Here is a 19,848-nt window from a genome sequence, read left to right as displayed (position 1 = left end):
AGGCGTTAGCTTTAGCTGATGTTACGCATCATGCCGTCAGGCTTCTGACTTGAGGAGAGGTTCATGTCACTGCAGCAGGAAATTATTCAGGCCCTTGGTGTTAAACCCGTTATCGATCCGCAGCAGGAGATCCGCGTCAGCGTCGATTTCCTGAAAGCGTACCTGAAAGCGCATCCTTTTCTGAAAACGCTGGTGCTGGGCATCAGCGGCGGGCAGGACTCAACGCTGACCGGTAAGCTGGCGCAGACGGCGGTCAGCGAGCTGCGTCATGAGACCGGCGATAAAGAGTACACCTTTATTGCCGTGCGTCTGCCGTACGGTAAACAGGCCGACGAGCAGGATTGTCAGGATGCGCTGGCGTTTATTCAGCCCGATCGTACCCTGGTGGTCAATATCAAAGAGGCGGTGCTGGCGAGCGAGCGCGCACTGCAGGAAGCGGGTATTGCGCTGTCAGATTTTGTCCGCGGTAATGAAAAGGCGCGCGAACGCATGAAGGCGCAGTACAGCATCGCCGGCATGACCAAAGGTATCGTGCTGGGCACCGATCACGCGGCGGAAGCGGTGACCGGTTTTTATACCAAGTATGGCGATGGCGGCAGCGACGTGAACCCGATTTTTCGCCTCAATAAAGGCCAGGGGAAACAGCTGCTAAAGGCGCTGGGCTGCCCGGATCACCTCTGGATGAAACATCCCACGGCCGATCTTGAAGACGATCGTCCTGGCCTGCAGGATGAGGTGGCGCTTGGCGTAACCTATCAGCAAATCGATGATTATCTGGAAGGCAAAACCATCGATGCCGAATCGGCGAAAATCATTGAGGGCTGGTACACTAAAACCGAACATAAACGCCGTATGCCGGTAACGGTGTTTGACGATTACTGGAAAAAGTAGCCCCTCCCTGCGACTCTCTCTCTGCAGAGGGAGAGTCGCGCCTCGCTTGCCACTGGCGATAAAAGCAGCACGCTGATACACTGTATACAAAACCAGTAAGCGGAGCATTCTTTGGTCAGACGAGCAATCAGCCATCGCCTCGACTTTGACGCGGCGGCAATCTATCAATATCCCGAACACCTGCGCCAGTGGCTTGAAGGGCTGCCTAAAGTGCCCGGCGTCTATACCTTTCACGGCGAGAGTGAAAATCTGCCTCTTTATATCGGCAAAAGCATTAATTTGCGCAGCCGGGTGATGGCACATTTTCGCACCACGGATGAAGCGAGCATGCTGCGTCAGGCGCGGCGCGTAAGCTGGATCCCTACTGCCGGCGATATTGGCGCGCAGCTGCTGGAAGCGCAGATGATCAAAACGCAGCAGCCGTTATTTAATAAGCGCCTGCGTAAAAATCGTCAGCTCTGCTCACTGCAGCTGGGAGAAGGCGCGCCGGAAGTCGTCTATGCAAAAGATGTCGATTTCTCTCGTTCACCCGATCTCTACGGGCTGTTTCGCAGCCGTTTTGCTGCGCTGGAGAAGCTCAAAAGCATGGCCGATGAGCTGCAGCTCTGTCACGGCCTGCTTGGGCTGGAGAGCCTGCGGCCGGGGCGCGGCTGCTTTCGCGCAGCGCTGAAGCGCTGTGCCGGCGCCTGCTGCGGAAAAGAGAGTGTCGAAGCGCACCAGCAGCGGCTCCGCGAGGGGCTGGAACGCTTTCGCGTAGTGTGCTGGCCGTGGGAAGGCCCGGTTGGCATGGTGGAGCGCGGCGCTGAGATGACACAAATCCATGTGATCGATCACTGGTTCTGGCTGGGTTCCGTCGCCACTGAAGCGGAAGCGCGCCAGCTGCAGCGCGCGCGCCAGGGGTTTGATCACGACGGCTATAAAATTCTCTGCCGTCCGCTACTTTCCGGCGAGTTCCCGCTGATAGAGCTATAAAAAAAACCGCCGACGCTGTTCAGGGCGGGACTCTGTCCTGAACAGCGCCGGCGGTCTTGATCCGGATCGGTTACGGTGTGCTTACTCGCCGTCAGCAGGCGGTGGTGGCATTTTACCATCGTGTGGCGCTTTTTCCGTCAGGCGCGTTTCGAAATTGGCGTTGTACTGCTTTTTCTGTTCCGGCGTCAGTACGTTGTAGATCTTGTTCTGGGTTTCCATCATGCGTACCGCATTCTCTTTGGCGTTTGCAGTCATCTTCTCAGCCTGTGCTTCCGCTTTGCTGCGATCGAAGCTGTCGGCGGCAATAATGGCATGGTTCGCGCGGCGTGCTTCCGTCGACGGACGCTGCATCTCTTTATGGCCATCCTGCATGATGGTGCGGATCTGTGTTTTCTGCGCATCGGTCAGAGTGATGCCTTTAAACATCTCCATACCGTGATGGCGCATCGGCTTATGCATCGGCTTTTCAGTACCGGCCGGCGGTGGCGTCAGGTTATCGGCCGCAGCGTGGACGATATTGGCGGCACCCAGTGCCATTGCGGTAGCCAGAAAAACAGAAGTCAGTTTACGCATAATATTGTCCTTTCTTGTCAGTTATATGACGACAGCCTGTGTCGCGTCTTCGGAAACAAGCATACGACGCTGAACGTCAACTACTCAGAACCTGAGTAAAGCCCTGAAAGCATAGAAGATAAATATCGCGCGATCGTGGAGAGATTGCGAAGAATTACGTGAGAAAATGCAAGGAAGTATGACAATAGCGGGAAAATGGCAGGAATTAAGGAGGAGTGTAATGAGTTTGCCCGCGCCGGGAAAGCAAAATGTTAAGCGATCGCTGTCAGCGGGCTGACGCCATCAGGCATCAGCCATGCTGCAGCCGTTTATTGCGCCGGCCTCTGTGCGTTCTCTTCCGTCAGCATCAGCCCGGCGCGTAATCCCGGTGCCACCTGCGGATTAGGAAACAGCACATACTCCTGCGCCTGCTGTACGTAATAGCGCGTGTCGCCCTCTTCTGCCAGCAGCGTGCCCTGAGGAAACGCGGTGAAATTCAGCGTGTCCGCGCTCATATGCAGCGTAAACCCCTCCCCCTGACGGGTGATTTGTTGTGAAACGTGATAGCGCCGCGGCTGCATATGCGGCTGCGGCCACGTTTCTCCCTCCAGCAGCGCAGCAAGCGCCCGCTGCACCGCCCTGAACTGCGTGAGGTCGTTTTCACCAAACGGCAGCGCCTTACCCAGTTCCAGCGTCGAACTCGCCGCGTGATGATGCTCGCAGCTGTAGTGGGTAAAGGTGCCGCCCGGCGCACGATGAAAAACCAGCGCCTCCAGCTCAGCTGCGGCCAGCCACTGCATAAACGTATCCGGCCATGGCCGCACATTCGCGGGCATAACGGCAAAGCGCGGATAATAAGAGCCGCGAATAGCGGTATGCAGATCAAGATGCCAGCGCGACGTCTGCCTGTGGCAGCTGCGCCAGAAGCACTCCATCACCTGTTCAAGCTGCAGGGCGCGCTGTGCTTCACTGGTTTCACTGACCCGCTGCCAGCGGCCACCAAACAGCCGGTTAAGATCGTACTGCTGATAGCGACGGCCGCTGCGCAGCGCCGCCGGATTACCCAGTATCACCAGCAGCCGCACTGCCAGCGGTTTTTCTCCGCTAAGCAGCGGCGCCAGCAGCTGCTCCACTATCTCCACCGGCGCGGTTTCATTGCCGTGGATCCCGGCGGACAGCACCAGCGCCCGGTCGCAGTGCGTCAGCGGCGTCAGCGAGAGGATCCCTTCCGCCTGCCACTGCCAGCGCAGATAAGCGGTCTCTCCCTGCGTGACGGCAGGCGGCGTGCCCGCCAGCGTCTGCTGCAAAAAACTGCGCATGTTTTCTCCTTAATCCTGCCTCAGCCTCAGCGCTGAAAGGCGTAGACGCTGCCCAGCTTCAGCAGCTGCGTCAGCGCATCCAGCGCGTCGCGCCCCTCCTGCAGCAGCGCCGGATCGGCCAAATCTGCCTGCGTGAGATAGTCGCGATAGTAACGCTCTGCCCACTGGCTGAGCTGCGTAAACAGCTGCTCGTTCATCATTACCGCCGGGTTGACCGCCCGCTGCTCCTCTGCCGTCAATACAACCCGCAGGCGCAGACAGGCTGGCCCGCCGCCGTTGCACATGCTTTCGCGCAGATCGAACACCGTGAGTTCGCGGATCGGTCCGCCGCTCTCTGCCAGCTCCGTCAGATAAGCCCAGACGCCCGGATGCTGTCGTGCCTCTTCGGGCAGTATCAGCCGCATACCGCCATCGGGGTGCTGCAGCAGCTGACTGTTGAAGAGATAGGTCGCCACCGCATCGCTGACGGATACGCGCGCGCGCGGCACCACGATGGCGGTAAACCCCGGCACCCGCTCTGCAAGCTGCTCCAGCAACGCAGGCTGATTGACGAAAGCCTCTTCGTGACAGAACAGCACCTGCTGATTACTGACGGCAATCACGTCGTTATGGAAAACGCCCTGATCGATCACCGCCGGATTCTGCTGTACGAAGAGCGTGCGCGCCTCATCAAGCTGATGCAGACGCGCGACCGCCCTGCTCGCTTCCAGCGTCTGGCGCGCCGGATAGCGTTCCGGCGTGATGCCGGCGTGCTGTCCTTCGCGCCCATAGACAAACAGCTGCAGGCCGGCGTCGCCGTAGCGCGCCCCGAAGCGATTGTGATTCGCGGCTCCTTCATCACCAAACAGCGCCACCTGAGGCAGCGCGTCATGCACGCAGAAGCGCTGCGGATCGCGAAAGATCGCCCGCAGCAGGTCAGCCGTTTCCGGGGCTTCAATGGACCGGTGAAACTTATTATTCAGATTGGCAACGGTAAAATGAACGCGTCCGTCACCGCTGTCCGCCGATGGCGAAACGGTGGCCGCGTTAGCAACCCACATCGCCGAGGCTGAACTGGCGGCTGAGAGCAGCTGCGGCGCCTGCTGCGCAGCGCGCGCCAGCACCTGCGCGTCACTGCCGTGAAAACCGAGCTGGCGCAGCAGCGGCAGATTAGGCCGCTCGTGCGGCGGGATCACACCCTGCAGATAGCCGAGATCGGCCAGCGCTTTCATTTTGCGCAGTCCCTGCAGCACCGCCAGCCTGGGATTAGAGGGCTGCAGCTGATTGCGGGTTGACGCCTCATTACCAAATGAGAGGCCTGCGTAGTGGTGCGTCAGGCCAACCAGGCCATCAAAATTGACTTCAGCTGCGTTCATGGCGCGCTCCCTGAGCAGAGAAATCAAGACCCGGCGAGAGTGTATCGGGCAGGGCCAGGCTGCTGCTCTCCAGGGTTGCCATCGGCCAGGCGCAGTAATCCGCTGCGTACCAGGCGCTGGCGCGGTGGTTGCCGGAGGCGCCAATGCCGCCAAACGGCGCGGTGCTGGCCGCACCGGTAAGCGGCTTGTTCCAGTTGACAATACCGGCGCGCGCCTCCAGCAGCAGCTGATCAAACTGCGCCCGCTGCGGTGAGATCAGACCGCATGAGAGGCCATAGCGCGTGGCGTTAGCCAGCGTAATCGCCTCACTGTAGTCGTCATAACGGATGATTTGCAGCAGCGGTCCGAACACCTCTTCATCCGGCAGCGCACTGACGTGGGTCATATCAATAATGCCTGGCGTAATCAGTGCGCGCTGGCGATCCGGCCACTGCATATTCAGCAGCACTTCCCCGCCCAGCGCCACGCGCTGCTGCCACGCCTGATAGATCTGTCCGGCGGCAGCAGGCGAAATGACGCTGCCCATAAATGGCTGTGGCTCCGCATTCCACGCCGCGGGCTGCAGCCGGGCGCTGACGGCCACCAGCCGCTGCAGAAACGCGTCGCCCGCCGCGCCACGTTTTACCAGCAGGCGACGCGCGCAGGTGCAGCGCTGCCCGGCAGAAATAAACGCTGACTGAATGGCGATATGTACGGCGCCATCGATATCCACCGGATCCTCCACAATCAGCGCATTATTACCACCCATCTCCAGCGCAAGCATCTTCTCCGGCTGGCCGGCAAACTGCCGGTGCAGGTGATATCCGGTAGCCGCGCTGCCGGTAAACAGGACGCCGTCAATCTGCTCTGCCTGTGCCAGCGCCTGGCCGCTTTCCCGTCCGCCCTGCACCATATTGATCACCCCCGCCGGGAGCGCTGCCTGCTGCCAGAGCTGCACGGTGCGTTCCGCAGTCAGCGGCGTCAGCTCGCTCGGCTTAAACACCACGCAGTTTCCTGCCAGTAGCGCGGGCACAATGTGGCCATTTGGCAGATGTCCCGGAAAATTATAGGGACCAAACACCGCCAGTACGCCGTGCGGACGGTGGCGCAGTGCGCTTTCACCCGTTTGCTGTTCGCCGGTACGGGCGTGATACGCTTTTACTGAAATGGCAATTTTATTGATCATCGCCTGCACTTCCGTCAGCGTCTCCCAGCGCGGCTTACCGGTTTCCTGAGAGATGATCTCCGCCAGCTCCACCTTATGCTGCTCCAGCAGCGCGGCAAAGGTTTCAATCCCTGCCTGACGTGTCGTAAACGGCAGGCGCGCCCAGTGCGGGAAGGCGGCGCGGGCGGCCGCACAGGCGGCGCTGACCTGAGCCGCAGAGGCGGCATTGCCCTGCCACAGCTGGTCACCGGAGACCGGATCGGCTTTCGTGAAGGCGTCACCGTCGCCGCGCAGCCACTGATTATTAATAAAGTGCGTCATGCCTGTTTCTCCTCACGGCAGAGTGTTACAACCCGTAGCGCATCACCATATTCACAGCACAGCGCCTGACGCTGGCTCTCACTGAGACAGACGTGACCGGCGGCGATATCGACCGGCAGCAGCGTGGCACGAAACTGCTGATAGTTGCTGTTAGCGACCAGGCAGAGCGGCCAGTGCGCCTGCGCATCACCGGCGCCTGCCGGCAGCAGCGTACTTTTGCGAATGGCCCGGATACGATCAATTTCACACTCCAGCGTCGGGCCACCATCAAAGATGTCGACATAGTTCTGATAGCGAAAACCTTCCGCTTCCAGCACCGCGCGCGCCGGCGCCGTTTTCGGGTGTACTTCACCAATGACGCGCTGCGCCGCCTCACTGAGATAGTGAATATAGAGCGGATGTTTTGGCATCAGTTCTGCGATAAACGCTTTCTGACCGGTACCGCTAAGAAAATCAGCCTGGCGAAAGGGCATAGAGAAGAAATGGCTGCCCACGCTCTCCCAGAAAGGAGAATGGCCGCTGTCATCGCTGACGCCGCGCATCTCTGCCACTACGTTGCGCATAAAGCGATCGCGGAAGTTCGCCATAAAAAGAAAGCGTGATTTAGAGAGTAAATAGCCGTTTCTGCCGTCGCGGTAGTCGGGATCGAGAAACAGCGTACAGAGCTCGCTGCTGCCGGTGTGATCGTTGCTGAGCGACAGCACCGGCAGACTGGCATACACGTTCAGCTCTCTGGAGGCGTGTACCTGCGTGCCAACCCGGAAGTTGTACCACGGCTCCTGCAACCCGACCGCCACTTCAATCGCGCAGATCCCCACGGCCCGGTTATCGTCACTGTCGGCCAGCACAAAGACGTAACCCTGTTCAGCGCGCGGCAGCGCCCCCTGCCAGGTCAGCAGTGAACGCTCAATACGCGCCTGCAGCGTGGCGCTGTCTTCCGGCAGCGAGGTAAGCCCGCCGCCGGTTTTGCCCGCCAGCAGGAGCAGCTGCGCCAGGTCATCATGTTCAACCGGGCGGATCACCATCATGATGTGGCTCCTCTGAGAATACGTTCACAGGCGCGCTCAAAGCGTGCCAGCCCCTGCTGCACCTCCTCCTGGCTGATGTTTAGCGCGGGCGCAAAGCGCACGACGCTGGCACCGGCAATCAGGACCATCACGCCCTCTTCGGCGGCCGTCAGGTTGAACTGTTTGGCTTTTCCGGCGAAATCGTCGTTGAGCACAGCCCCAATCAGCAGCCCGAGGCCGCGGATGGTTTTAAACACCGGCAGTCGCTGGTTAATCGCCTGAAGCTGATCAACAAACCACTGATGCCGCTCGGTCACGCCAGCGAGGAAAGCGGGCTGGTTGACCAGCTCCAGCACTTTACCCGCTACCGCGCCTGCCAGCGGGTTACCGCCATAGGTCGTACCATGTGTGCCCACCCCCATCACCTGCGCCAGATCCTCACGCGTCAGCATGGCACCAATCGGGAAGCCGCCGCCCAGCGCTTTTGCGGTACTCAGTACATCCGGCGTAACGCCATAGTGCATATAGGCGTAAAGCGATCCGGTGCGTCCCACACCGCTCTGCACTTCATCAAAAATCAGCAGCGCTTGATGGCGATCGCACAGCTCCCGCAGGCCGCGCAGGAAGGCTACATCGGCAGGCAATACGCCGCCCTCGCCCTGAATCGGCTCAACAATCACGGCGCAGGTGCTGTCGTTAATCAGCGCGGCGGCCGATTCCAGGTTATTAAACTGCGCATGCTGAATGGCCGGCGGCAGCGGTGCAAAGTCGCGCGAATAGGCGGGCTGGCCGCCAGCCGACACCGTAAACAGGGTGCGGCCATGAAAAGCGTTGGTGAATGCCACAATGCCGCTTTTTTGATCGCCGAAACGGTCGTGCGCCACTTTGCGCGCCAGCTTAAGCGCAGCTTCATTCGCCTCAGCGCCGGAGTTGCAGAAGAAAACGCGATCGGCAAAGGTGGCATCAATCAGCTGCTTTGCCAGCCGCAATACCGGCTCGTTGGTATAGCCATTGCCGGTATGCCACAGCTTTGCCGCCTGCTCTGTCAGCGCCTGCTGCAGCGCCGGGTGTGCATGGCCCAGCGCATTCACTGCGATCCCGCCAGCAAAATCGATATACTCTTTGCCCTGTTGATCCCACAACCGCGATCCTTCAGCCCGTACCGGCACAAAAGTTGCGGGTGCATAGACCGGCATCATCCATTGATCAAAATCGTGACGTGTAACCTGCAGTGACATAGCCGGATCTCCTGCCTCACCCCGGGTGAAGCTATTGTTTTAGAATTGTTAAGAGTGCGTAATCAGCAGCCCGACTATAAGGTGCAGCAAGCGTGCCAGCCAGAGGGCATAATGCATAAAAGGGAGTCAGCAACGAAATTTCAATGGGTTACGTCAGGGTGATATTCACTTATTTTGCATAAAAAGTGAATATTATGGTTGCGCCGCCGCTAAGGCAGCAAATTATTTAGCGGATTTATGCATTTATGGAAGGAAATATTGCTTTTGTGATCGCACAGCAAATATTTCGCCATAACAGGGCAGGTGGCGCGCGCTGGCAGCGCAGCACGCGCTATCGTGGTGCGAAAAAGCGCTTTCGCGCCCGGGTACGATCAGGGCGCCATGATATCGAAGCTGTCCTGGTTTTGTGGCTCCAGTGCTACCGGCGGCTGCAGCTGAAGATCGATCCAGTTTGACGTCACCCGCTGCTGTTTGCTGTCTTCAACCGTCACCGACAGACGATAGTGATTCGTTGCGCCTGGCGAATTGTCCCAGGCGGGCATAATAATGCTCCAGCCCTGCGGATCGTCAGGCCGGGTCCCCGGCGTCAGACTCAGCGCCTGCGTGTCGCCCTGCCAGCTTACTTTACGTACCGGATTCGCGCTGCGGATCTGCACTTTCAGCGGCAGACTCTCACCAGGATTCAGCTGCCACGGCGGCGTGGCGAGAAAAACAGAAAAGGTTTTTCGCTGGCGAAAAGCCAGAACCGGCGTCGAGCTGCGCGTCACCGTATCATAGCGGCTGCCGCGCAGCGAACGGGTGGCTGCAACGTTATCCGGGCTGAGCTGCTGACTGAGCGCCACGCCGAAGCGGTAGTTAAGATGCAGCCCGAGCTGATCCTGACTCTCCCCTTCGCTGCTGGTTTTGTGGCTGGCGGAAACGGTGACCAGCGGCACTGGCGTATAGGAGAGACCCAGCGTCAGCGCAGAGGGGTTGTGATACGTGTTGCCGGAGTTGAACAGATCCACGTTGTTGCCCAGGTACTGCTGCCAGCTGACGGAGACGCCCAGCTGACGATAAAAAGGCAGATAGCCGCGCGTGGTCACGTCATAGCCGCGCGCCAGCCGCTGCTGCTGAAACGGATTGCGGTTGCGCCAGCCTGAGAGCGGCGTGTAGTAATTGGCTGAAAAGCGTAAAAAGTCAGACCAGGCTTCCGTACCCACTGATGCCCGCTGCAGTCCGCTGTCAAACATACGATCGACAAATCCGTTATAACCGAGCAGCCAGTTGCCCGCCACCCAGCGCTGACCCAGACCGGCATTACCAATCAGCCCATCATCCGTCTGATGCACGCCCAGCTCGCTAAAGGTCAGATAGTTATAGCGATCGGCCCACGGCGTCAGCAGCGACGCCCCGCTGCCGCTGAAGTTGCCTTCCATGTCGACATTCAGATCGATCTGCGCCTGCCCGTAGGGCGACAGCAGCAGCTGACCTTCATCCGCCACCCGGGTGGCCACCTCATCGCGAAAGTGATTAAACGCCCAGATCCCGGCCTGCTGTCCGAGCGACGTCTCACTGTCACCGTTCTGGCTCGCTTCACCAATGCTCTTTGCAATGGTCGCCAGTTTTTTACTGAAGAGGTCAGTATCGGCGTGATAGCCCAGCGCCGGCAGGTTATCGGCCATTTGCCGGAAGTGAGCGGGATCGGTAAAGGGGGCATCATCCACGCGGGTAGCGGTCGTCAGCGCCAGCGCAGGCAGCGCTACGCCAGTCAGGCAGAGTGGCAGAAGTGTGCGGATAAGCAGTGGCAACATAAAATCAGCTATCGTTTCGGTAATAAAGTAGACGGCGATCACAAAACTGCAGATCTAACCTTATCACACTCTGCTGATTCTGCAGGCAATTTAGGAGGATTTACGAAAAGCGGTGCGGGCGTAGGGCAGAGCAGTGCAGAGACAGACCGGCTGCCTGTCTCTGCGCTGCGGTTAAAAACCTAAGCTGTCCAGCAGGTCATCAACCTGATCCTGACTGGAGACCACGCCAGGGGCATTGGCGTGGATCTGCGGACCGTTCAGCAGGCTGGTGGCCTCTTTGCGCGCCGCCGCGTTTGCCTCCGGCATGTTTTCCAGCAGCACCATCAGCAGCTGCCGTTCAATTTCCTGGATGACATCCATCATGCGCTTGATCACCTGACCCGTCAGGTCCTGAAAATCCTGCGCCATCATGATATCCAGCAGCTGCTTGTTGGTGAATGACGTGTGCTGCGGTACCTCAGCGAGAAACTCACGCGTATCCGAAACCAACTCGCGCGCATCAGCAAGCTCAATCGGGTTTTCAAACCACGCATCCCAGCGCCCTTTTAACTGCGTGGCGCCCGCTTCCATCTTATCCTGATGCGGCTGTGACGCTTCCACGCTATTCAGCGCGCGTTCTGCTGCCTGCGCCGTCATCTGTACTACATAATCCAGACGATCGCGGGCATCCGGGATCGCTTCTGCGGCTTCGGCAATCGCCTGATCCAGCCCGAGTTCACGCAGGCTGTCGCGCAGCATACGCGTCAGCGAGCCGATTCGGGCAATGATGTCGTGTGCCGAGGCTTCTTCAGTTGATTTCGGAAGGTCGCTCATCACATCTCCTTACATGCCCAGTTTTTCGAAAATTTTACCCAGCTTCTCTTCCAGCGTGGCGGCGGTGAAAGGTTTCACCACGTAGCCGCTGGCGCCAGCCTGAGCGGCAGCAATAATATTCTCTTTCTTCGCTTCTGCCGTAACCATCAGCACCGGCAGCTTGCTTAGCGTGGCGTCGGCGCGAATGGTCTGCAGCAGCTGCAGGCCATCCATGTTTGGCATGTTCCAGTCAGAGACCACGAAGTCGAAGCCGCCTGCGCGCAGTTTATTCAGCGCATCAACGCCATCTTCAGCCTCTTCAACGTTATTGAAACCCAGCTCTTTCAGCAGGTTGCGGACGATGCGACGCATGGTGTTAAAGTCGTCCACTACCAAAAAGCGCATATTTTTATCAGCCATATCTACTCCTGTGTTGTCTCGTCCGGCAGGACGGGCTCGTTAAATTCGCAATGCCTGTCCGGCGCTAATTTTTGCCAGCATATGCTGGCTGATGTGGCCCAGATCGACCACTTCGCTGGCGCCGCCCATCGCTATTGCTTCGCGCGGCATGCCAAATACCACACAGCTGGCTTCATCCTGCGCGATGGTCCAGGCACCTGCGCGATGCATTTCCAGCATCCCGGCCGCGCCATCATTTCCCATCCCGGTCAGAATGACGCCCACTGCATTTCGTCCTGCATTGACGGCCACCGAGCGAAACAGCACATCCACGGAGGGTTTGTGCCGGTTAACCGGCGGGCCATCATTGAGTTTTACAATGTAGTTCGCTCCGCTACGCCCCAGCTCCATATGCATCGCGCCTGGCGCGATGTAGGCGTGGCCCGGCAGAATACGTTCGCCATCCTCCGCCTCTTTCACGGTGATCTGGCAGAGCTTGTTCAGCCGTTCGGCAAACGAGCGGGTAAATCCCGGCGGCATATGCTGCGTGATCAGCAGCGCCGGACTGGTCGCCGGCAGCGGCTGCAGTACATGGCGGATCGCTTCCGTACCGCCGGTGGAGGAGCCGATCGCAATCAGCTTTTCACTGCTGAGCAGCGGACCCGCTTTCAGCGTGACCGGCGCCGGCGACACGGCGCGCGTATGCAGCTTCGCCCGTGCCGCACCGCGGATTTTGTCGGCGATCATCTGGCTGTAAGCCAGCATCCCCTCACGGATCCCCAGCTGCGGTTTCGTGACAAAATCCACCGCGCCCAGCTCCAGCGCGCGCAGCGTGACTTCCGATCCCTTACCGGTGAGAGAGGAGACCATCACCACCGGCATCGGCCGCAGACGCATCAGTTTTTCCAGAAAGTCGAGGCCATCCATGCGTGGCATCTCGACATCCAGCGTCAGCACCTGCGGGTTGTACTGTTTGATTAAATCCCGCGCCACCAGCGGATCCGGTGCCGTCGCGACCATCTCCATATCGGGATGGCTGTTGATGATCTCCGTCATCAGCTGGCGCATCAGCGCCGAGTCATCCACGCACATCACGGTGATTTTGCTCATCGTCTTTCCTTAGTCAGCCCATACACGGTCTGCCCGCGCAGCCAGAACTCTTTGCTGATCTGACTGAAGTTTTCTGAATGCCCGGCAAACAGCACTCCGCCCGGCTTCAGCAGCGGAACAAAACGGCGCAGGATTTTTTCCTGAGTCTCTTTATCGAAGTAGATCATTACGTTGCGGCAAAAAATTGCGTCAAACGGGCCAGGCAGCGCCCACTCATTAGCCAGCAGATTAAGCTGCGAGTAGTGCACCATACCTGCCAGTTCAGGGCGGACGCGCACCATGCCTTCATGCGGGCCGGTGCCACGCAGAAAGAAACGCTGCAGCTGCGATTGCGACAGCGTGCGCAGCTCCTCCTGGCGATAGACGCCCGCTACCGCTTTCTCCAGTACCTGCGTGTCGATGTCGCTGGCGTGAACCTGAAATTTGCCCGGCCCGGTGCCCAGCGTTTCAGCCAGCGTCATCGCAATCGAATAGGGCTCTTCTCCGGTTGACGCGGCGGTACTCCAGACGCTGTAGCTGCCGCTGCGTTTCCGGGCGTGCTCTGCCAGGATCGGGAAATGATGCGCTTCGCGAAAAAACGAGGTCAGGTTAGTGGTCAGCGCATTGATAAACGCCTGCCACTCTGCGCTGTTTGGATCCTGTTCAAGCAGCGCCAGATAGCGGCCAAAATCGTCGATATTCAGCGTCCGCAGCCGGCGAACCAGGCGGTTATAGACCATTTCACGCTTATGATCGGCCAGGACAATACCCGCGCGCTGATAGATCAGCTGGCTGATACGGCGAAAGTGCGTATCGGAAAGCGGCAGACGCTGCACCATCTGCGCAAGCAGCGTGGTCGGCTCATTTTGATCGAGGAACGTCGATTTCTTCATCTCGGGCCATCCGGCAACAAACTGTTAAGTGATAGTGCTCTGATTGCTACACTGCTGCCGGTTCTTACCGGGTAAGCGGGCCGCCCAAAGCGGCCCGGCGGCATTAAAAGGTTTCCCAGTTATCATCAGCGCCGCGTGCGCCAGTAGCGGGTGCCAGCGCTTTTTGCGCAACCGGCGATACCTTTTTTAACGCTGTAGATACGTTAACGGCCTGCGCGACAAATTCTTTACCAATATTGAACACGGCAACGGATTGTTTCAGGCGGCTGGCCTGCTCTTCCAGTGCGGCAGCGGCCGTCGCAGACTCTTCAACCAGCGCGGCGTTTTGCTGCGTTACCCGGTCCATTTCCGTCACGGCCACGCCTACCTGATCGATACCTTTGCTCTGCTCATCGGAGGCGGAAGCGATTTCACCCATGATATCGGTCACACGCGTCACGGCGCTGACGATCTCACTCATGGTTTCACCTGCGCTTTCGACCAGCACCGAGCCGGTATTGACGCGGCTGACAGAGTCCTCAATCAGCGCTTTGATCTCTTTGGCCGCCTGAGCACTGCGCTGTGCCAGACTGCGCACTTCACCTGCCACCACCGCAAACCCGCGTCCCTGTTCACCGGCGCGTGCCGCTTCCACGGCAGCGTTCAGCGCCAGGATATTGGTCTGGAATGCGATACCGTCAATCACGCTGGTGATGTCCGCAATTTTCTTCGAGCTGCCGGCGATATCTTTCATGGTGCTTACCACGCCATCGACCACTTTGCCGCCCTGCTGCGCGGTCTCTGAGGCGTTAAGCGCCAGCTGCGATGCCTGACGTGCATTTTCTGCATTCAGCTTCACCGTGGCGGTGAGCTGCTCCATGCTGGCAGCCGTCTGCTCCAGCGAAGCCGCCTGCTGTTCGGTACGTGAAGAGAGGTCGTTATTGCCCATCGCGATTTCACTCGCGCCGGTATAGATAGCGTCGGATCCATCGCGTACGGTACGCACCGTGCGCGCCAGCTCCTGCTGCATCTCTGCCAGCGAACTGAGCAGTTCGCCCACTTCGTTACGTACGCTGACGTCAACGCTCTGGGTCAGATCGCCCCGGGCAATGTGGCGGATATGTTCAATGCTCTGCTTGAGCGGCCGGATTAGCGCCGAGCGCATTCCGCTCCAGACCAGCATAATCACCAGCAGCGTCACCAGCAGGGTGCACAGTACCAGCATAATGGCGTGACGATATGCGCTCTCATTGGCGTCAACGCCCTGCTGCGCCAGGCCAAGGTTAGTAGTGAGCCAGGCGTTGTAATCCTTTTCAAATTTGTCCTGCAGACTCTGCGTAGGCTGATCGACAAACCCTTTGAAGTTGCCTGAGCCGAGAAAAACCACCAGCTCAGCCAGCGCATCGCGGTAGGCTTTATAGTTGGCCTGCAGCGCCAGCACGTTTGCTGCACTCTTGCCCTGCTCCGAAAGGCTGGCATTAAAATCGGCAAAGCCCGCATCGGCGGTTTGCAGCTCCTCATTGGCGAGCGCAACCAGCTCTTTCACCGTGGCCCCCGATCCCGCCATCTGGCTATCCTGTAGATAGCGAATACCGGCGCGGTTCAGCGTATTACGCGCCTGCACCAGCGATACCCAGGAGGTGCCCATGGCGCGCTGCAGGGTACTGAGGCGCTGGTTATAGGCAAAATTATCTTTATCGGCTTTTACCGTTGAGAAGAACATCCCACCGGAAAAGAGCTGCAGCAGCGCAAACAGCGCCAGCACGCAGAGCAGGCCGGAAACAACACGAATACGACTAAACATAAACACCTCATTGGTTGGCGGATCGCTGTAGTTATCGGCGTGGATGAGGGGATCTTTATGCACGTGGCGCGCAGTTTATGCGTTGGGTGCAGAGGTGACAGTAAGGCAGACCGGGCCAGGCGCGCAGTAATGTGCACCCTGCGGGGTTACCGGGATTGGATGCGCAGTGTATGGGGGCGTAGGGTCGGCATTCATGCCGACCTGGTAAAATCCCTTAAAACGTTTCCCAGTTCGCATCGCTGGCCGGGGCGGCGGTGGCGGTTTTGCGCACCGGGCTGCGCAGCGGCTGCGGTTTTCTGCTCTCTGTCAGACGCTGAGCGGCTGGCGCTGCAGTTCGCGGAATATGAAACACGGCAACCGACTGACTCAGACGACTCGCCTGCGCTTCCAGTGACGCGGCGGCGGCAGCGGACTCCTCGACCAGAGCCGCGTTCTGCTGCGTCACGCGATCCATCTCAGTGACCGCGTGCCCCACCTGATCGATACCGCGACTCTGTTCATCTGACGCCGAGGCGATCTCGCCCATGATATCGGTGACGCGCGTGACGGCACCGACAATATCGCTCATGGTGTCACCGGCGGTCCCGACCAGCTGCGAACCGGCGTTAACCCGCGTGACCGACTCTTCGATTAACCCTTTAATCTCTTTCGCCGCCTGAGCGCTGCGCTGTGCCAGACTGCGCACCTCACCCGCTACGACAGCAAAGCCGCGACCCTGCTCGCCGGCGCGTGCCGCTTCAACGGCAGCGTTGAGCGCCAGAATATTCGTCTGAAACGCAATCCCGTCGATAACGCTGATAATGTCGGCAATCTTCTTTGAACTGCCGGCAATATCACTCATGGTACGCACCACGCCTTCCACCACATCACCGCCTTTACGGGCGGTATCAGAAGCGCTTAGCGCCAGCTGCGACGCCTGACGGGCATTTTCAGCGTTCTGTTTTACCGTTGCAGTCAGCTGTTCCATACTGGCAGCCGTCTGTTCCAGCGAGGCCGCCTGCTCTTCGGTACGGGCGGAAAGGTCATTGTTGCCCGCTGAGATTTCGCTGGCACCGGTGAAAATAGCGTCAGAGCCGTCGCGCACATCGCTGACGGTACGCACCAGCGACTGCTGCATCTCATGCAGGCTGGCCGCCAGCTGGCTCATCTCATTGCGCCCTTCCACCTGAATCGGCTGGGTCAGGTCGCCGGATGCGATATGACGGATATGTCCCAGCAGCGCGTGCAGCGGACGGATCAGCACCACCCGCAGGCCAAACCAGCAGCCCGCGATCACCGCGATTACCACAACCATCACCGCGGCCAGCAGCCACATCATGGTGGTAAAGGCGCGCTGGTTCTGGACGACGCCTTTCGCCGCAAGTTCCGCCTGGGCAGTACGCCACTCTTCATAGGTCGCTTTCATTTTGACCTGGCGCGCCTCAATATTCTGCGCAAACATGCCCTGCAGATCGTTGGCTTTCAGGCGATCGAGCATCGCTTTCAGACCGTCGTTAAACGCGTTGTAGTCAGACTCCAGCCGTTCGGTTAAGACTTCCGGCAGACCTGGTGTGGAAGGAAGGTTGTAGTAACGCTGGTAGTGATCTGCAGCCACGCTCAGCTGCTTTTCCGTCTGGGCAATCAGCGCATTGAGCTGTCCGCCGTTGGTTTGCGCTGCCATGCTGCCCTGCATACGCAGCATGGCGCGGTTGAGCACGGTGCGGGTCTGATTAAGCTCAATCCACGCATCTGACATAGCGGCAACATTATTGGTAGAGGTCTGTGCGACGGCAAACGCCTCTTTATCTTTGTTCAGCGCTGACCAGAACAGGCCGCCCGAGAGCAGCTGCAGCGCGCCAAAAATCAGCAGCACGGCGATCAGACTGGTAACGACGTTGATACGTTTTAACATGGTGTCTCCAGGAAGAATTTTGACACCCTGTTATCGACGCCAGCCGCGATTAATTGAGACGGTTTACGCTTCTTTGCACCTGTCCGGCCCTATTGAAGCTTTTGATCCTGATTAATAACTAAAAAAACTGCCCTCCGTCACGCGCGACGGAGGGCATAACGGCAGTCAGAAGGTTTCCCAGTGGCTCTCTGCGCCTGCGGTCGTGGCCGCACGGCGCGGTGCGGCGGCGACCGCAACCGCAGGCGGGGCAATCTGCGGATGGCGCACGCCAGTCGCCTGCGCAGCGCCTCGCGTAATGCGGAACAGCGCCACCGACTGGCTGAGGCGGCTGGCCTGCGCCTCCAGCGAAGCAGCAGCTGAGGCCGACTCTTCAACCAGCGCCGCGTTTTGCTGAGTGACCCGATCCATTTCGGTGACCGCGTGGCCCACCTGATCGATACCGCGGCTCTGCTCATCAGAGGCTGAAGCAATTTCGCCCATGATATCGGTGACGCGCGTCACCGCACTGACTATTTCACCCATGGTCTCACCGGCGCTCTCTACCAGCACCGAACCACTGTTAACGCGCCGGACTGAATCTTCAATCAGCCCTTTGATCTCTTTGGCCGCCTGAGCGCTGCGCTGCGCCAGACTGCGTACTTCACCGGCCACGACGGCAAAGCCGCGCCCCTGTTCGCCAGCGCGGGCAGCTTCCACCGCAGCGTTAAGCGCCAGAATATTGGTCTGAAAGGCAATGCCATCAATGACGCTGATAATATCAGCAATTTTCTTTGAACTGCCGGCAATATCTTTCATTGTCGAGACCACCCCCTCAACAACCGTGCCGCCTTTTTGCGCCGTGCCTGAAGCGGTCAGCGCCAGCTGCGACGCCTGACGGGCATTTTCAGCATTCTGCTTCACCGTGGCCGTCAGCTGCTCCATGCTGGCCGCCGTCTGCTCCAGTGATGCAGCCTGCTGCTCGGTGCGCGCCGACAGATCGTTATTACCGGCTGAGATTTCACTGGCACCGGTAAAGATCGCATCCGCGCCGTCGCGCACGTCGCTGACCGTGCGCGTCAGCGCCTGCTGCATCTCATGCAGGCTGGTGGCCAGCTGGCTCATCTCATTGCGCCCGGTGATGGTAATCGGCTGGGTAAGATCGCCCTGCGCAATATGCCGGATATGCTGAATGCTCTGATTAAGCGGCTGGATAAGTATCCGGCGCAGCCCGAACCAGCACAGCACCCCGACGGCAATCACAACGGTCATCACGGCACCAATCAGCCAGAGCATACGGGCATAGGCCGCGCTGTTTTCTTCTGCGCCAGCCTGCGTAAGACGGTTCTGGTCGGCCCGCCAGCGCGTGTAATCAGCGTAAAAGGCGCTCTGGCTGGGCGCTACCGGCGCTTTATACGCCTGCACCATATCTTTATTTTGCAGTGCAGCCTGCATCGCAGCCAGCGCCTGACTGTAAGCGCTATAGCTCTGCTCCAGCTGCTGATTAAGCTGTTTATCCAGCCCCGGCGTATCGGGCAGAGTGCGGAACAGAGTAAAGTTGTCCGCAGCACGCTGCTGGAAATCCCGGCTTTGTAAGTAAAGTTCGCTGACATCCGCCTCTTTCCCCTCCAGTTTGCCGGTAGTGATGCGCAGCAGCATACGCGTCAACACCACCCGGCTCTGGTTAAGGCTCATATAAGCATCGGTGATCGCCGCAAGATTCTGCGCCGAGAGCTGAGAGGCAGAAAAACTGGTTTTGTCATGATGCAGTGCCCGGATAAACAGCGATCCGGACGTCAGCTGCAGGGCAGCAAAAAGTACCAGTACCACCAGCAGGCTGGTGACAACACGAAGTCGGGTAAACATAATGGGGTCCATCGAAACAGGATAGTGGTAAAGAAAACGGGCCGCTCTGAGGCGGCCCGGCGGTCATATTTATACGCTGCGCAGCGTATCCATCAGCGCCATCTCTTCGCTGCTGAGCAGCTTTTCAATGTCGACCAGAATCAGCATGCGCTCGCCCAGCGCGCCGAGTCCGGTCAGATACTCGGTAGACATCGTCACGGCGAACTCCGGTGCCGGCCGAATCTGTTCATGCGTCAGCGACAGCACATCGGAAACGCCATCCACCACAATGCCGACCACGCGATGCGCCAGATTGAGCACAATCACCACGGTGTTATCGTTGTACTCGACGTCCGGCTGCGAGAACTTCACGCGCAGGTCGATAATTGGCACGATAACGCCGCGCAGGTTGGTCACCCCTTTGATAAATTCCGGCGTATTGGCGATGCGCGTCACCTGATCGTAGCCGCGGATCTCCTGCACTTTAAGAATATCGATGCCGTACTCTTCATCACCCAGGGTGAAAACCAGAAACTCCTGGCCGACGGTTTCGCCAGCGATTTTGGTCACGGTTGCCATGTCAGTCAT

The 19,848-nt window shown here is 58.9% G+C and carries 17 protein-coding genes; 2 read left to right on the top strand and 15 right to left on the bottom strand.

What is annotated here, in order from left to right; translation table 11 throughout:
- Positions 1-63 precede the first annotated feature (63 nt).
- Both nadE and cho read left to right on the top strand, forming a co-directional pair.
- Complete coding sequence (gene nadE, locus F3I15_RS08235) at positions 64-891, top strand: ammonia-dependent NAD(+) synthetase (protein ID WP_150017411.1); 828 nt, start codon at positions 64-66, stop codon at positions 889-891.
- Between the two features lie 111 nt (positions 892-1,002).
- A complete protein-coding gene (gene cho, locus F3I15_RS08230) occupies positions 1,003-1,863 on the top strand; it encodes an excinuclease Cho (protein WP_150017410.1) in 861 nt (286 codons plus the stop codon).
- A gap of 81 nt (positions 1,864-1,944) precedes the next feature.
- Here the strand turns inward: cho and spy are convergent, their stop codons facing one another.
- The 15 genes from spy to cheW form a co-directional block, all read right to left on the bottom strand.
- Positions 1,945-2,436, bottom strand: coding sequence for an ATP-independent periplasmic protein-refolding chaperone Spy (gene spy / locus F3I15_RS08225; protein WP_150017409.1), 492 nt, complete (start codon positions 2,434-2,436; stop codon positions 1,945-1,947).
- 308 nt (positions 2,437-2,744) lie between these two features.
- Positions 2,745-3,734 (bottom strand): succinylglutamate desuccinylase, encoded by a 990-nt coding sequence (gene astE, locus F3I15_RS08220; RefSeq protein WP_150017408.1) that lies wholly within the window; start codon positions 3,732-3,734, stop codon positions 2,745-2,747.
- Positions 3,735-3,760: 26 nt separating this feature from the next.
- Positions 3,761-5,089: an N-succinylarginine dihydrolase gene (astB, locus tag F3I15_RS08215; RefSeq protein WP_150017407.1), complete on the bottom strand. Its 1,329-nt coding sequence runs from the start codon at positions 5,087-5,089 to the stop codon at positions 3,761-3,763.
- A complete protein-coding gene (gene astD / locus F3I15_RS08210; RefSeq protein ID WP_150017406.1) occupies positions 5,076-6,554 on the bottom strand; it encodes a succinylglutamate-semialdehyde dehydrogenase in 1,479 nt (492 codons plus the stop codon). Before astD ends, astB begins: the two co-directional genes overlap by 14 nt.
- On the bottom strand, positions 6,551-7,582 hold the full coding sequence (gene astA / locus F3I15_RS08205; protein ID WP_150017405.1) for an arginine N-succinyltransferase: 1,032 nt from the start codon (positions 7,580-7,582) through the stop codon (positions 6,551-6,553). Before astA ends, astD begins: the two co-directional genes overlap by 4 nt.
- The gene (locus tag F3I15_RS08200) at positions 7,579-8,799 is read right to left on the bottom strand and encodes an aspartate aminotransferase family protein (RefSeq protein ID WP_150017404.1); all 1,221 of its coding nucleotides are present in this window, start codon (positions 8,797-8,799) and stop codon (positions 7,579-7,581) included. Before F3I15_RS08200 ends, astA begins: the two co-directional genes overlap by 4 nt.
- Before the next feature lie 371 nt (positions 8,800-9,170).
- Positions 9,171-10,592 carry a YchO/YchP family invasin gene (locus tag F3I15_RS08195; RefSeq protein WP_150017403.1) on the bottom strand — a complete coding sequence of 474 codons (1,422 nt, stop codon included), beginning with the start codon at positions 10,590-10,592 and terminating at the stop codon, positions 9,171-9,173.
- 171 nt (positions 10,593-10,763) lie between these two features.
- Positions 10,764-11,405: a protein phosphatase CheZ gene (gene cheZ, locus F3I15_RS08190; protein WP_150017402.1), complete on the bottom strand. Its 642-nt coding sequence runs from the start codon at positions 11,403-11,405 to the stop codon at positions 10,764-10,766.
- A gap of 9 nt (positions 11,406-11,414) precedes the next feature.
- On the bottom strand, positions 11,415-11,804 hold the full coding sequence (cheY, locus tag F3I15_RS08185) for a chemotaxis response regulator CheY (protein WP_039384013.1): 390 nt from the start codon (positions 11,802-11,804) through the stop codon (positions 11,415-11,417).
- A gap of 39 nt (positions 11,805-11,843) precedes the next feature.
- Entirely contained in the window at positions 11,844-12,893 is a 1,050-nt protein-coding gene (locus F3I15_RS08180) for a chemotaxis response regulator protein-glutamate methylesterase (protein ID WP_150017401.1), read from the bottom strand.
- On the bottom strand, positions 12,890-13,765 hold the full coding sequence (gene cheR / locus F3I15_RS08175) for a protein-glutamate O-methyltransferase CheR (protein ID WP_039384010.1): 876 nt from the start codon (positions 13,763-13,765) through the stop codon (positions 12,890-12,892). Before cheR ends, F3I15_RS08180 begins: the two co-directional genes overlap by 4 nt.
- A 103-nt stretch (positions 13,766-13,868) precedes the next feature.
- Complete coding sequence (locus tag F3I15_RS08170; RefSeq protein ID WP_150017477.1) at positions 13,869-15,548, bottom strand: methyl-accepting chemotaxis protein; 1,680 nt, start codon at positions 15,546-15,548, stop codon at positions 13,869-13,871.
- A gap of 214 nt (positions 15,549-15,762) precedes the next feature.
- Complete coding sequence (locus F3I15_RS08165) at positions 15,763-17,439, bottom strand: methyl-accepting chemotaxis protein (RefSeq protein WP_150017400.1); 1,677 nt, start codon at positions 17,437-17,439, stop codon at positions 15,763-15,765.
- A 165-nt stretch (positions 17,440-17,604) separates the two neighbouring features.
- Complete coding sequence (locus F3I15_RS08160; RefSeq protein ID WP_150017399.1) at positions 17,605-19,281, bottom strand: methyl-accepting chemotaxis protein; 1,677 nt, start codon at positions 19,279-19,281, stop codon at positions 17,605-17,607.
- 69 nt (positions 19,282-19,350) lie between these two features.
- On the bottom strand, positions 19,351-19,848 hold the full coding sequence (cheW, locus tag F3I15_RS08155) for a chemotaxis protein CheW (RefSeq protein WP_150017398.1): 498 nt from the start codon (positions 19,846-19,848) through the stop codon (positions 19,351-19,353).

It is taken from the genome of Pantoea sp. M_9 (genome assembly GCF_008631385.1).
In the GTDB taxonomy this organism is placed as follows: domain Bacteria; phylum Pseudomonadota; class Gammaproteobacteria; order Enterobacterales; family Enterobacteriaceae; genus Pantoea; species Pantoea eucrina.
The sequence above is the reverse complement of the archived record's forward strand: the minus strand, read 5'-3'. Positions and strand labels throughout refer to the sequence as shown.